General features: G+C 66.7%; 7 protein-coding genes. 1 reads left to right on the forward strand and 6 read right to left on the reverse strand.

Features of this window, described 5'->3' with window-relative positions; genetic code table 11:
• Positions 1 to 22: 22 nt before the first annotated feature.
• Together ACVOLJ_RS15595 and ACVOLJ_RS15600 are read right to left on the reverse strand one after the other, a co-directional pair.
• Complete coding sequence (locus ACVOLJ_RS15595) at positions 23 to 3,475, reverse strand: hybrid sensor histidine kinase/response regulator (RefSeq protein ID WP_481564519.1); 3,453 nt, start codon at positions 3,473 to 3,475, stop codon at positions 23 to 25.
• A gap of 174 nt (positions 3,476 to 3,649) precedes the next feature.
• On the reverse strand, positions 3,650 to 5,797 hold the full coding sequence (locus ACVOLJ_RS15600) for a S46 family peptidase (protein WP_481564520.1): 2,148 nt from the start codon (positions 5,795 to 5,797) through the stop codon (positions 3,650 to 3,652).
• A 330-nt stretch (positions 5,798 to 6,127) separates the two neighbouring features.
• On the opposite strand from ACVOLJ_RS15600, the gene ACVOLJ_RS15605 reads away from it, so the two are divergent.
• Positions 6,128 to 6,889 carry a hypothetical protein gene (locus ACVOLJ_RS15605; protein ID WP_481564521.1) on the forward strand — a complete coding sequence of 254 codons (762 nt, stop codon included), beginning with the start codon at positions 6,128 to 6,130 and terminating at the stop codon, positions 6,887 to 6,889.
• Positions 6,890 to 7,044: 155 nt separating this feature from the next.
• Here ACVOLJ_RS15605 and ACVOLJ_RS15610 read toward each other — a convergent pair whose 3' ends face one another.
• Genes ACVOLJ_RS15610 through glyS form a run of 4 tightly spaced genes read right to left on the reverse strand, consistent with a single transcriptional unit; the run spans position 7,045 to position 14,977 of the window.
• Positions 7,045 to 10,911, reverse strand: coding sequence for a translocation/assembly module TamB domain-containing protein (locus ACVOLJ_RS15610; RefSeq protein ID WP_481564522.1), 3,867 nt, complete (start codon positions 10,909 to 10,911; stop codon positions 7,045 to 7,047).
• Positions 10,908 to 12,704 (reverse strand): autotransporter assembly complex protein TamA, encoded by a 1,797-nt coding sequence (locus tag ACVOLJ_RS15615; protein WP_475280826.1) that lies wholly within the window; start codon positions 12,702 to 12,704, stop codon positions 10,908 to 10,910. Before ACVOLJ_RS15615 ends, ACVOLJ_RS15610 begins: the two co-directional genes overlap by 4 nt.
• 34 nt (positions 12,705 to 12,738) lie before the next feature.
• Positions 12,739 to 12,876, reverse strand: a complete 138-nt coding sequence (locus ACVOLJ_RS15620; protein ID WP_481564523.1) for a hypothetical protein — start codon at positions 12,874 to 12,876, stop codon at positions 12,739 to 12,741.
• A 25-nt stretch (positions 12,877 to 12,901) separates the two neighbouring features.
• Complete coding sequence (glyS, locus tag ACVOLJ_RS15625) at positions 12,902 to 14,977, reverse strand: glycine--tRNA ligase subunit beta (protein WP_481564524.1); 2,076 nt, start codon at positions 14,975 to 14,977, stop codon at positions 12,902 to 12,904.
• Positions 14,978 to 15,005: the final 28 nt, after the last annotated feature.

Raw genomic sequence — 15,005 nt, forward strand, 5'->3', positions numbered from 1 at the left:
GTCATCCACGCGTGGCGTGGATCTACTCGTTGTTGCCGGCGTCGCGCAGCGCGCCCAGGAAGGCACGCAGCGAGGCTGGCTTGATCGGCTTGGTCAATACCCGGTAGCCACGCTCGCGCGCCATCCGCTTCAATTCATCGCGGCCATCGGCGGTCAGCAGGGCGCCGGGCAGCGCATAGCCTGCCGCCTCGCGCAGCGCCACCAGCGCATCCAGGCCATCCATGCGATCGTGCAGGTGGTAATCCACCAGCATCACCTGCGGGCGTTCGCCGATCTTTTCCAGCGCCAGGTCCACCGTCGACGCGGTGATCACCTTCACCTGCCAGCGTCCCAGCAGCGCACGCATGCCGTCGAGGATTTCCTCGTCGTTGTCCACGCACAGCACGCGCAGGCCCGCCAGTGAATCGCTGCGTACCGGTGGTGCCGGCTGCGCCGGGGTCACTGCGTCGGTGTAACCGGGAAGCGGTGCCACCCGCGGCAGGATGATCGAGAACATCGAACCACTGCTCACGCGGCTGCGTGCGTTCAACCGATGATCCAGCAGGCGCGAGATGCGCTGGCAGATCGACAGTCCCAGCCCCAACCCCTGCTCGCCCCAGTCGAACGGCTGCTGGTAACGGTGGAACTCGTCGAAGATCTGCCGCATGTGGTGCTCGGGAATACCCGGGCCGGTGTCCCACACCTGCAGCTCCACTTCGTCGCCGCGCTGGCGCACGGCCAGCACGATGCGTCCCTGCCGCGTGTAACGCAGCGCATTGGCAAGGAAGTTCTGCAGCACGCGACGCAACAGGCGGCGGTCGCTGCGCACCCAGGTGGTTCGTGCAAACAGATCCAGGCGCAGGCCGCGGCCGGCCGCCACCGGCGTGTACTGCGCGGCCAGCTCACGCATCAACGCACTGACATCGAATTCGCCGATCACCGGATGCAGGCCGCCGGCGTCCAGCCGCGAAACATCCAGCAGGCCGTCCAGCAGCTCTTCGGCCGCGCGCAGCGACGCATCCACGCGCTCGGCCAGGTGCTTCTGCTCGTCACTCACATGGTCGCTGTCCCGCAGTGCCGAAGCGAACAGACGTGCGGCATTCAACGGCTGCAGCACGTCATGGCTGATCGCGGCCAGGAAACGGGTCTTGGACTGCTGCGCGACTTCAGCCTCGTGCGAGCGCTCGGCCACACGCTGTTCCAACGTTTCGTTGGCTTCCAGCAGTGCACGCTCGGCGTGCTTGTAGTCGGTGATGTCGTTGTAGCTGGTCACATAGCCACCGCCCGGCAGTGCCTGGCCGCGCATCTCGATCACCTTGCCGTCGCTGCGGGTACGCTCGAACACGTGCGGCGAGCCGGCCCGCATGTAGCCGATGCGGCGGTTGATCTGGATTTCGATATCGCCCTCGCCCAACTCACCACGCTCGGCGTTGTAGCGGATCAGGTCGGCCACCGGGCGGCCGACGTAGAGCATGCCATCGGGGTAACCGAACATGTCCTGGTAACGGCGGTTCCACGCCGTAAGGCGCATGTCCGGGTCGACCACACTGACCCCGGCGCTGATGTTTTCCAGCGTGGTCGAGAGGATCTCGCGGTTGAAGCGCAGTTCCTGCCCGGCTTCATCCAGCACCGCCACCACTTCACCCAGGTCCATGCCCGAACCGCGCAGCAGGCTGGTCAGCAGCAGGCGTGCCGATGCCGCACCGATCGATGCAGCCAGCAGCCGCTCGGTGAACTGCACCCACGGCCGGTCGGCCGGTGCCGAGGATTGCAGCTCGCGACCCAGTGACTGTGCCTGTTCGAAGAACGAGCGTCGTGCGTGGCGCTCACCCACCACGCGCGAGGCCAACGCCAGCAGGTCGCCCACGTGCACGTGGCCCGGCCAGCCACCGGCCACCGAGGGGCGCTCGGCATACGGGTCGAGGAAGGGCGCAGCGCGCAGGCGCTCGTCCACGCCGGGACGCCAGCGCGCGGACACCAGCATCATCGTCGCCGCGTTGACCAGCAATGACCAGAATGTGCCATGGGTCAGCGGATCCCAGCCGGTCATGCCGAACAACTGCTGCGGGCGCAGCCAGGTGATCCCGAACGGGCCGTTCTGCACCCAGCCGGCATCCATCCAACCGGCGATGGTCATCGCTGGCAGCAGCAGGGTGTACAGCCAGGTCGCGAAGCCCAGCAGCATGCCGGCCTCGACGCCGCGACGGCTGGCACCGCGCCAGTACAGGCCACCAATCAGGCCCGGTGCGAACTGCGCCACCGCAGCAAAGGCCATCAGCCCATACGAGGCCAGCGTGCTGTCGTTGCTGCTGCTGCGGTAGTAGCTGTAGGCCATCAGCGCCAGCAGCAGGATCGCCAGGCGGCGGATCCACAGCACGCGCGAGGCAACATCCGCCGCTTCCTGGTGGTCGCCGCTGCGGCGCAGCAGCACCGGCATCACCAGATCATTGCTGACCATCGTCGCCAATGCGATCGATGACACGATCACCATGCCGGTGGCCGCCGAGAAACCACCGATGTAGGCGATCAGCGCCAGCGCATTGCGCCCTTCGGCCAGCGGCAACGCCAGTACCATCGAGTCGTCGGCCACGCCGCTGCCGATACCGAACAGGCTGACACCGGCCGTGGCGATCGGCAGCACCATCGCCGAGATCAGCACCAGGTAGCCACCGAACATCCAGCGCGCACGCCGCACATCACGCACGTCGCCGCACTCGACCACTGCGACATGGAACTGGCGCGGCAGGCAGATGATGGCCAGGAAACTGAGCAGCGTCTGCGAGAGGAAACCCACCGGCGGCAGGCCGGTGAACAGCGTATGCACCGACTCCACCACCGCTTCGTTGCGGTCGCTGAGCCAGACGTAGGCGAACACGCCCACGGCCACCATCGCCACCAGCTTGATCACCGATTCCAGCGCGATGGCCAGCATCATGCCGTGGTGGTGCTCGGTGGCATCGACCTGGCGGGTACCGAACAGGGTGGCAAACAGCGCCATCAACAGCGCCACATAGAGCGCTGGGTCGCTGAAGTAACCCGTCGGGCCGGTGTTGCCGGTCAGTACCTGCAGGCTCATCGCCACCGCTTTGTACTGCAGGGCGAGGTAGGGAACGATGCCGATCAGCGCGATGATCGCCACCAGCGCCGCCAGCCGCCGGGAGCGGCCGAAACGCGAGGAGATGAAGTCGGCGATGGACACCACGTTCTGGCTGCGTGCGATCAGCGCCAGCCGTTCGATGATGCGCCAGCCAAACAGCAGCAACAGCAGCGGGCCGATATAGATCGGCAGATAGCCCACGCCGTTGCGCACGGCGGTGCCGACTGCGCCGTAGAAGGTCCACGACGAGCAGTACACCGCCAGCGCAAGGCTGTAGACCACCGGCCGCAGCCAGGGCCGGTCCGGGTACATCGGCCGACGGTCGCCCCACCACGCCACGCCGAACAGCAGCGCGGCATAGGCAACCGAGACCAGCAGCAGGATCCAGCTGGAGACCACGCGCGCGTTTCCGTCAGGACAGGGGCCAGTAGATCACGACCGTTGGTCGTGATGGTAGGTCACGGCCACAGGGTGGCGAAGGTAGGTCACGACCGTTGGTCGTGACGGAGGTTTCAGTGCCCACTGACAGTGGGCACCTACCGGGAGGCGGTGGGCACCCACCAGGAACCGGCGTTATTGCGCCGGAACGCCCATTTCCTTCAGCAGCTCCGGCGCCGGATAGACCTTGGCCAGCAGCCAGCGCAGGTAGCGCATGTCCACGTGCACGGCACGCTTGTAGCGCGGGTCGAACCACCAGCTGGCGCTGACCGATTCCCAGTTGCTGTCGAAGTTCAGGCCGATCAGCTCGCCCTTGGCATTGAGCACCGGCGAGCCGGAGTTGCCACCGGTGGTGTCCAGGTTGGTCAGGAAGTTGACCGTCTGGGTCTTCAGCGCCGGATCGGCGGTGCTGCCGAAATCCCCCTTGGCGATCGCTGCCAGCAGTGGCTTGGGCGCATCGAAGGGGTAGGCATTGGTGTTTTTCTCGACGATGCCGGCCACCGTGGTCACCGGCGAGTAGGTCACGCCGTCACGCGGATGCAGCGCCTCGACCTTGCCGTAGCTGATGCGCAGGGTGCGGTTGGCATCGGGGTAAACCGCACGGCCCTGCTTGGCCCGCCAGGCGAACAGCGCCTGCATGTAGGCCGGGCGCAGGCGCAGCTGCTCGCCTTCGCGGGTCTTGCTCTCGTTTTCGATGCGCAGCTGTGCGGCCACCAGCGGGCCGGCCACGGCGATCAGCGGATCGGCGGCCAGCGCCTTGCCGTCACGGGCAGCGGCGAAGCGGGACAGGCGCTGGGTCTCGTCACCCAGCGCGGTGCCGGCGTACAGCGTTTCCAGGGCCTGCGCCAGCTGGGCCGGTGTACGGCCGAAGGCGGCGTCGAACTCGGCCACGCGCTGCGCATCGGGCAGCTGCTGGTAGCGGGTCAGCAGCGTGGTCAGCAGCGCCTTCTCGACCTCCGGTGCGTAGCGGCGCTGCACCTGCTTCAGTACGCCTTCGATCATCGCCTGGTCGCGCTGCTGGAAGCCGCTCTCGCGTTGCGCGTCCGGCTTGGCCGACTCGATGCGCAGGCGCTCCAGCAGCAGCGCAGAGCGCAGCAGCTGGCTCTGCGCGGCCATCTGGTCCAGCAGCAGGTCGCGCTCGCCCACCGCCGCACCCTGCGACAGGTTGGCCAGCAGCGCCTTGATGTCACCCTGGTACCTGCGCTCGGTGGCGGCCAGCATGGCCGTCTCGTCGGCGGCACGCTGCGCCTTCGCATCGCTGCGCAGCAGGCCTTCCAGTTCACCGGCGGCACGCTTGCGGTTGTTCTTCAGCGACTGCAGCTGCGAGGCATAGCGGGTACGCGCCTGCGCGTCCTTGGCACTGGCCGCTTCGATGGTGTCGATCATCTGCTGGAACACCGATACGCGACGCGGCAGCACGGTATCGATCTGGCCGGCGAATTCGGCGGCGGTGCGATGGCGGTAGGTGATGCCCGGGTAGCCGGCCAGCATCGCGTAATCGCCTTCCTTCGGGCCTTCCACCGACATCTGCAGGTGCGCCGGCGCCTGGTAGGGCACGTTGTCCTTGCTGTAGGCAGCCGGCTTGCCGTCCTTGCCCACGTAGGCGCGCAGCAGGGTGAAATCGCCGGTGTGGCGCGGCCACATGAAGTTGTCGATCTCATCACCGTAGTTGCCGATCGCACGCGGCGGCGCGTAGACCAGGCGCACGTCGCTCAGCTCCAGCTGGGCGATGCGATAGAAATCGGTGCCGTAGTACATGTTGGCCACCGAGCAGCGCACGCTGCCGTCCTTCTCGCACTCGGCCACGATCTGCTTGCTGGCCGCATCCACGGCGTCGAAGTAGGCACGGCCGGTCTTGCCGCGGGCCTGTGCCAGTACCTGGTCGGTCACTTTGTCGAAGCCGACGGTGACCAGCACGCGGAAATCAGGATTGGCCGGGCGCTCGTCGGCGCGGCCCTTGGCGATGAAGCCGCCGTTGATCAGGTCGTGCTCGGGCGAGCTGTTGTACTGGATCACGCCCATCGCCACGTGATGGTTGGTCAGCAGCAGGCCATCGGCGGAAACAAACGAACCGGTGCCACCACCGGCGCGCACCACCGCGCTCAGCGGCGGCGCGGTGACGTTGGCCAGATCGGCCGGATTGCCCTTGAAACCAGCGGCCTGCAGTGGCTTGGCCAGCTCCGGCAGCTGGGTCGGCATCCACATGCCTTCATCGGCATGGGCGCTGGCAGCGAGGGTCAGGCCCAGGGCCAGGGCGGTGGGGAGGGCTTTGCGTGGCGACATGAGGCAATCCGGTACGACAGAACAGCCCGGGACCATAGCTGTTGGAGCCGGATGCGGCAACGGCCGATGGTTGGGGCGGCGCGTTCATTAACAATGTTCGCCGCCTACAATCGATACCCCATCACATGCGGTCAGGGAAGCGGCATGATCGGGCGAACTACTGGCGCCTTCGGTTGCCAGCCATCCGGTGCACGGCCTGGCGAATTTCAAGCGCCGGATGGGCCCCGGCCGTCAGATCCGGCTGTGCGATCGCAGCTTCCGCTGTGAGGGACTATTGCCGCCGGTATTGGGGGTGCGCAATCCATCGCCCCATTTCTGGAGCTGCCACACATGAGCGACGCATCGATACTGACCAAACGCGCTGCCGCCGAGGCCCTTGCCTACCGCATCATCGCCAAGGGCCAGCAATGCGATCCGGCAGCCTTCGCGTTGTGGTTCCAGCAGTGCCTGGAGCTGCAGAAGCTGACCGATTGCAAAGAACTGAAGCTGGCAACATGGCGGCTGCTGATGGGCGGGAACGTGCCGTTGCAGCGCGCGAATTTCGAGCGGCTTGACGCACACTTCCAGTGGTACGACCACGGCAACGTACGCGAATCCTACGACATGGCCGCGCATGGCCAGAACATGCACATCCGCTGGTTGCTGTTGCGAGGCAACGAGGCTGCTCTTGCTCGCTACATGCATCGCGATGATGCACCGGTTTCCGTGGCACAGGCCCAGGTGCGCGTGGCTCGGTTGAGTGGGCCCTGGCGACCACTAAGCGCACGCTGGCAGGCGAGGTCAGCGCACACGCGACGCGAGATGCGCGACACTCTGCATTACCTGGTCGGCGAGCCCATCATGTGGTTCGTCGTTCCGCCACCGCCGTTGCAGCGCAAGCAGGTCCTGTTCTGGGCAGCAGCGGCCGGTAATCGGCTGAATTCAGCGCCGCGCCGCCGACGGCCCCTGTGGCAGCGCGTTGTCGTGGCGCTGCTGTTGGCGTGCACCCTGTTGGGCGCCTGGGCGATAGCCCACAGGGCTTCTATCGCCAGCACCAGCGATACAAGGGGAGATCGCTTGGTATTACAGGCACCCGATGAAGCCAGTACGTGAGCGATTGATCGACAGCGGCACTGTACTCGGCATCATCCAGGTGCAGGCCTGCTGGATGAAAAGCCTGCAGGTCCAGTGCGGCCGTCTGCGCTGGCCCAACCGTGGATTACGGCAGCGCCGGGCCCGGCACTACCGCAGCCACGCATGGCGTGGCTCTACTTCTCCCGCCGCCAGTTCAACGAACCGCGGTTTTCCACCGTGCTCGATTCCACTTCCACATCGAAACCACGGCGCAGCAGGTACTTCAGCGTGATCACCGAACCGGCACCCACCAGCGATACGCCGTAGCCCACGTACAGCTTGGGCGAGATGTACTTGCCCACACCGATCACCGAACCGCCCAGCGCGCGCGACTGGCTCACGCCGGCATCGTCCAGGCCGAGCTTGGCGCCCAGCTGCGAAGCCAGCAGGCCGCTGCCGGCCGACAGTGCCGCCGACGCGGCGTTGACCTGCTGGGTCTGGTCGCTGCTGGCACCGGTCAGGCTGCGGCCCAGCACCAGGTAGCCCAGTGCTTCGGACTGCGACATCGCCGGGTCGGACCAGACATCGGCACGCGGCTGCTGTGCTCGCCCGGTTACATCGATGCCGGCGGTGACATCACCGATCCGGCGCTCGGCGCGGATGTTGATGCGCGGGTCGGACACCGCGTTGTAGTTCCAGTTGAGGTTGCCGCGGGTGATGGTCAGATCCTGGCCATAGGCCTTGTAACGGCCACTCACTTCCAGGCCGCCATTGGCGGTCATCTCGCGACCAGGCTTGGCCCAGACCTGCATCTTCCCGGTCAGCGCGCCCTTCAGGCCGAAGCCGGTCATCTTCACCTTGTCGCCCAGGCTGACGGTCAGCTCCATGTCCAGCGGCGAGGTGCGCGACTCCTCCGGATCGGCCGGGTCCAGCACCACCACGTCCTCGGATACCGAAGTGCCGCGGTCCAGTCGTTCCAGGTCGATGTCCGCTTCAGGCACGTGGACCACGCCACGCAGCTCCATCGCCGCCTTGGCCAGGGTGAAATCGAGGTTGGGGTTGGCGACGATGCGCAGTTCGCTGGTGTTGGACAGCAGCACGTTCTCGCCGTGGATCTTCAGCTGCAGCGGCTGCGCATCACCGAACCAGGACAGGCCACCGTCGACATACAGCGTGCCCTTGCCCGAGTTGGCCTGCGCGGTGATCTTGGCCGAACCGTCAGGCTGGGCAACGAAGCTGCCCTTGCCCTGGTCGAAGGTCAGCCCCAGTGCCGGGAACTCGCCCTTGAAGTTGCTCAGCTGCGCGTCGCCGCCCAGCGAGGGCTGGCCGCGGGTGCCGCGCAGGCTCACGTGGCCTTCGATCAGGCCGGTCGGGCGCACCACGTCCGGCGAGAACAGCTCAAGCCAGTACAGCCGCGACATGTTGAGGTAGAGCTCACCGTTGAGTGGCGCACTGGGCTCCCAACCGGTCTGCATCTTCGCATCGACGAAGCCGTTGCCCTGGAAGCCCATGCCCAGGTAGCCCTTGATGCTGGCCGGGGTCATGTCCAGCTTCAGCGAGAACTGGTCATAGCGCACCAGCTCGCCGCGGTTGGCATCGGCGCCCACGCTGCTGTTGCGGTTCTCGCCCAGGCGCACGCCGCCTTCCTTCGAGCGCACTTCCACATGCCCTTCCCACGCATTGCCGCGCGGACGGATCTGCGCGTCCATGTTGAGCTCGCCACGCAGGTAGATGCGGCGGCCGGACTGCGGCGGCAGCCACGGCTGCACCAGCGCCAAGGGCAACGCATCGCCGCGCACCACCAGGCCTTCGCGCGGCCAGTTGGCATGCGCGCACAGCGCGCCACCGGTGGCGGCGCCCAGGCAGGTTTCGCCCAGCGTGTAGTTGCTGCCGTTGATGGCGAATGCCGCCGGCGCACGCAGTGCCCAGGCATCCCCCTTCACCGGCGCGATACGCAGCGCGGCCAGTTCGCCACGCCACTGCTCACCCTGCTGGCGCACGCTGCCCTGCAGGTCCAGCGCGCCCAGCTCGTTGCGGGTCTGCGCGGCCAGACGCAGGTTTGAAACGCTGCCCTGTGCATCGATGTTCAGCCGCTCCAGCAGCATGCCGGCGTTGACCTGCTGGCCCTGGATCGCCAGCGTGCCGCTGTCGCCACGCCACGGCAGGCGGCCCTTGATGCTCAGGCTTTCAGCACCGTAGCCGTCCCAGTTCAGATTGTTGCCGACCAGATCGGCGGTGATGTCCGGCGCATCACGCGGGCCCTTCACCTGCACCTGGCCGCGCAGGCCGCCGTCGGCGCCAGGCAGCAGGTCACTCAGCTGCAGTGGCTCGAAGCGCGCGTCGATGTCCAGGCGGTCACCGACCTTGCCCGAAGCGGTCACACGGCTGCTGCCCACGGCCAGTTTCAATTCACCCTGGCCCTGCTCGCCCTGCAATGCGAACTTGCCCTGCGCATCCACGTTGCGCTGGCGCAGCGTGCCCTTCAACGACGGCAGGTCGACCGTAGCTTCCAGTACGCCGGCAGTGCCCGGCGGCGCATTGGCCGGCGGCGGCAGCAGGCGGCCCTTGGAAGCCAGATTGCCGGACAGGCGTCCGTCCCAGCCCGGCGCGAAGTAGCCGGGGTCGAAATCCTTCAGCGTGGCCTTCGCATCCCAGTCCAGCTGCGGGGCCCAGGCCACCTTGCCTTCCACCTGCAGCTGCCCGCCGGGCGTCTGCGCCTGCAGCTCGCGGATCTCAGCGGCCTGGTCATTGCCACGCACGTCGAAGCGCAGCTGCGCTTTCTGTTTTTCGCGCTCGACATCGGCGCGGCCGATCGCCGCCCACGCCTTCAACGTACCGGCCAGGCCGAAGCGCGCTTCCTTCAGCGTCACCGGCACCGGCGAACTGCCGGCGGTATTCGGGTCGGGGGCGGGCACCCAGGTCAGGTCCTGCGCGATCACCGAGAAATTCAGCTTCTGCTGGTCTTCCTGGCTGAAGTCGGCAGTACCCTGCAGGCGTGCTTCGCCGCCCAGGCCCCTGACCACCAGCGGCGAGACCTTCAACACCTGGTCCTGCAGTGAGATCATCGAAGGCGCCAGTTCCAGTTCCTGCTCGCCCTGCTTCACCCTGCCATGCAGGTTGGCGTTGCCACCCTTGCCCGAGGCGCTGAATTCCAACGCCAGCGGCGCGATCGCCGACGTCGCCAGCGCCGGCGACAACAGCGCCAGGTCCAGCTCGTCGCTGTGCGCGGTGACCGTCCAGGTCGGGTCGGTACGGCCGTCGAACACCAGCATCGCGCGCAGCGGTTTCGGCGCCCGTCCAGCCACCCCTACTTCCATGTGCGCCAGGTTGCCCCGTGCAACCAGGCCCACCGTGGCCGCAGTACGCCCGCGCGGCGCCGGCAGCACGGCGGTAACGGTGACGTCGGTGTCGTAATCCTTGGCCGGGATATAGCGCCCCTGGGCGGTGAAATCGCCCATGTCGCTGTCCACCACCAGCTTGCGCGCCTGGAATTCACCGTTGGCGATCTCGATGCCACCGCGAACGCGGCGGATGTCGATCAACGGCTCGTTGGCCTGGCTGATGCGGAAGCCATCGATGGCGATGACGTCGGCCTGGATCGCCAGCGGCATTTCGATCTGCGGCAGCGAATCGGGCCACGATGGCAGCTTGAACGGCTCATCACTCTTGGCCAGGTTCAGCGTCGCGTTGGTCAGTTCCAGCTTGTCCAGCAGCAGCTTGCGGCCCAGCAGCGGGCGCAGGTCCGGCTCCAGGTGCGCGCGCTCGGCATGGAAATGGATGTCGTCGTAGCGGAAGTCGACGTTGTACAGGGTGAGCGGCCCGGCGACCGGACCGTCCACCTTGTCCCAGGTGAAGCTGGCGCCGACCGGCAGGCGTGCCACCACCTGCGCCAGCAGCACATCGCGGCCGGCCACGGTCTGCAGCAACCAGTACACCGCCAGCAACGCAACCAGCACAAGGCCGATCACCCCCACGCCGGACCATGCCCAGAAGCGGCGACGGCGGTAGAAGCGCACGCGCGGCGGCGTGTTCGGCGACGGGGTCGGTGCGGGCGTGCTCACAGGTCCGCTCCGATGTTGAGGTACAGCTGGAACTGCGAATCAGGGTTGTTCAGGCCGTGCGCGATGTCCACCCGCACCGGGCCCACCGGCGACTTCCAGCGCACGCCGAAGCCGACACCGGTATGCAGGTCGATGTTGGTGTCGAAGGCGCTGCCGGTATCCACGAACACCGCTGCACCCCACGGACCGCCGTTGAAGTAGTGCTCGTACTCGGCCGAACCGACCACCAGATGCTTGGCACCGAGCGCGTACTTGTCGGGTTTGGGCGTGCGTGGCCCTACCTCACGGTAGGCATAGCCGCGGATGCTGCGATCGCCACCGGCGAAGTAGCGCAGGCTGGGTGGCATCGCCACCAGATCGCTGGTCCAGGTCGTGCCACCTTCGCCGCGCAGGATCAGGCGGTTGGTCGGCCCCACCGGGATGTACCAGCGCAGCACGGCATTGGCCTGCACGAAGCTGGTGTCCGAGCCCACGCCTTCCACGCCGGCACGCACGGTCGCCGTGCCGCTGATGCCCTTGCGCGGGAACAGCTCGTCGTCCACGTTCACGTAGTCGGCCACGATCTGCGGGTAGAGCAGCGTGGACGTGCTGTAGATCGCATCGGTGAACTCGGTGCCCGAGGCATAGCGCCAGCGCTCGCGCAGCGCGTTGACCGAAGCGATCGCGGTCCAGTTCTCGTTGATCTCGCCGCTGCGGCTGGCGATCAGCTTGAAGTTGCGCAGGTCGATGTAATCGGTCTGCTCGTCGTAGGCGCTGGCGGCGAAGGTGTACCAGCCATCGAGCCAGGTGAAGGCGGGAATGCGGTAGCTGGTGATCAGGCTCTTGCGCTTCTGCGCATAGTCCAGCTGGGTGTTCATCTTGTGGCCGCGGCTGTTGAGATAGCGCCGCTCAAGGCCACCACGCACACCGGCGCCACTTTCGCTGCCGTAGCTCAGGCCGTAGGAATAGATGCTGCGCTTGGCCCGGGTCAGCTTCACATCGACCGGCACTTCGCCGTCGCCGTCGGCCTGGTCCGGGCGCGGCTGGATGTCGATCACGCTGAAGTAGTCCAGCTTGGTCAGCGACTCGCGCAACCGATCCAGCTTGCCTTCGTGGAAGTAGCTGCCCTGGTCCCAGTACACCAGCGGATCGAACAGCTTGTCGTCGAAGTAGTTCTGTTCGAAGGTCACCGGCCCCATGTTGTAGCGGCGGCCGCTGTCCCAGGTCAGGTCGATGTCGGCCGCGTTTTCGGCGCGGGTGATCTGCACCTGGCGCTGGGTGTAGTCGGCGTCGAAGTAACCGCGCTCCGCCAGGCGCCGGGTCACGGTGATCTTGCTGGCCTCGTACTGGGTGTGCTCGAACCGCTGGCCCTTGCGTGGCTTGAACGTGGTCAGGTCGTCCTGCAGGTACTGGTCGTACATGGCAGGGCCGGTGATGTCGATGTGCTCGCGGCGCACCCGCACCGGCTCGCCCTTGTCCACGTGGATCTGCACGGTCACGTGCTCGTCCTGGCGCGGCGCCTCGACCTTGATCACCGGGTTGTAGTACCCGAACGGTTCCAGCGCCTGGCGGGTCTGCCGCTCGGCCTGCGACAACAGGTACTCCAGGCGTGATTCACCCTGTTCCTTGCCGATGGTGTCGTACAACGACAGCGATTCCTGGATATTCTCGATGATCGCGGCGTCGTCGCCCTTGTCCAATCCCTTGATGTCCACCTTGTCGATGGTGCCGCGCGCATGGGCCACGGAGGTGGCGGCAAGCGAGAGGAACATCAGGGGCAGGGCGTATTTCGTTGGCTGCATGCGGCACAGCATACCGACCGGAGGTGACGATGCGAAATGCATCACGTCATTGGGGATCGGTTGTTAAGTGGCAGTCAAAAAACGCGCCTTTGTGGCGATCGTCGTGATTCATCACGCAGGATGTCGCCAGCGTCCTGATGCTGGTGATGACCCCGATGGACATCCGCCGGTAGCGCCGGCTCATGCCCGGCGCTACCTGCGGTGGGTGATCAGCTCGACAGATGCTCGATCGCTGCCACCTTGCCCAGCCGCTCGCCCAGCATCGTCAGCAGGGCCAGGCGGTTGCCGCGCAGGGCCGGATCCTCGGCGTTGACCATCACCGCGTCGAAGAACGCATCCACCTGCGGACGCAGGCGGGCCAGCCGTGCCAGCACGGCCACGTAGTCCTTCTGGTGCAGGCTGGCACCGGTATCGTCGATGGCCGCGGTCACCGCCTCAGCCAGCGCGCGTTCGGCATCTTCCTGCAGCAGCGACGTGTCGATCTGGCCCGGAATGGCGCCCTCGGCCTTGCGCAGGATATTGCGGATGCGCTTGTTGGCCGCAGCCAGGGCCTCGGCCTCCGGCAGCGCGGCAAACGTACCGATCGCTTCAAGGCGGCGGTCGAAGTCATACAACGAGGCCGGCTTCAGCTCAGCCACCGCGTTGAAGTGGCTGGCCGGCACACCCTTGTCGCTGTAGTAGCCCTTCAGGCGATCGAGGACGAAGTCGTACAGCTCACCCACGTCAGCCTGCACGTTGCGCGCAGCCAGGCCGGCGTTGGCGCTGGTCAGCAGCGCGCGCAGGTCCAGCTCGAAACCGCTCTCGATGATCGTGCGGGCCAGGCCCAGCGCGTTGCGGCGCAGGGCGAACGGGTCCTTGTTGCCGGTCGGCTTCAGGCCCGCGGCGAAACCACCGGCCAGGGTGTCCACGCGTTCAGCAATCGCCAGCACCTTGCCCAGCGCCGACAGTGCGATGTCGTCGCCACCGAAGCGCGGCTGGTAAGCCTCGTCGATGGCCAGTGCCACCTCCGGCGACTCGCCGCCGACCACGGCATAGTGGCGGCCGGCGATGCCCTGCAGTTCCGGGAATTCATTGACCATGCGCGACTGCAGGTCGTTCTTGGCCAGCTGCGCGGCACGCTTGGCCAGTACCGGATCGGCACCGACCTGCGCGGCGATCACCTCGGCCAGCGCCGCTACGCGCACCACCTTGTCGGCCACGCTGCCCAGCTTGGCCTGGTAGGTCACCGTCTTCAGGCCTTCGCCCATGGCCTCAAGGCCTTGCTTCAGGTCCTCGTCGAAGAAGAACTTGGCATCGGCAAAACGCGGACGGATCACCCGCTCGTAGCCCTTGGCCACTTCGGCCACGTCCTTCGATTCGATGTTGGCGATGCCGATGAACTTCTCGGTCAGCTTGCCGCCGTCATCCAGCACCGGGAAGAACTTCTGGTTGATCTCCATGGTCTCGATCAGCGCTTCCTGCGGTACTGCCAGGAACGCGCGCTCGAAGCTGCACAGCACCGCCGACGGCCATTCAACCAGGTTCACCACCTGCTCCAGGTTGTCCGCGGTGATGCGCGCACTGCCACCGGCCTTGCCGGCGGCTGCTTCGACTTCGGCAACGATGCGCGAGCGGCGCTCGGCCGGATCGACCAGGACGAAGGCCGCGCGCAGCGATTCGACGTAATCCTGCGGCTGGGTCAGCCACACGGTCTTGTCATGCAGGAAGCGGTGGCCACGGCTCATGCGGTCGGCTTTCAGGCCGAACAGCTCGGCCTCGACCACATCACCGCCGTGCAGCAGCACCAGCCAATGCACCGGGCGCGCAAAGCCCCAGCTGTGGTCGCCCCAGCGCATCGGCTTGGGAATGGGCATGCCGGCGATGGCCTCGCGCAGGATCTCCGGCAGCAGCGCGGCGGTGCGCGCACCCGGGGTCACCGCGCGGTGCACGAAGCGCTCACCCTTGTTGTCGGTGGTCTTCTCCAGCGCGCTCCAGTCGATCCCGGCCTTGGCCGCGAAGCCCTGCAGGGCCTTGGTCGGCTGGCCTTCGGCGTCCAGTGCGATGTTCAGGTACGGACCCAGCACTTCGCTGTGCTGTTCGGGCTGTTCCAGGCCCACGCCCGGCAGCAGCACGGCCAGGCGGCGCGGGGTCGACAGCGGTCGGGCATCGCCTAGCTCCACGGCAACGCCACGCTTGCGCAGGCCGTCGACAACGCCGTCGAAGAAGGCCTGGGCCAGGCCCGGCAGGGCCTTGACCGGCAACTCTTCGGTGCCCAGTTCGATCAGCAGGGGGGACAAATGGCTCATCGGTTCAATCCTATGGTGGGGCGCAGCG

The organism is Stenotrophomonas sp. STEN046 (genome assembly GCF_056759755.1).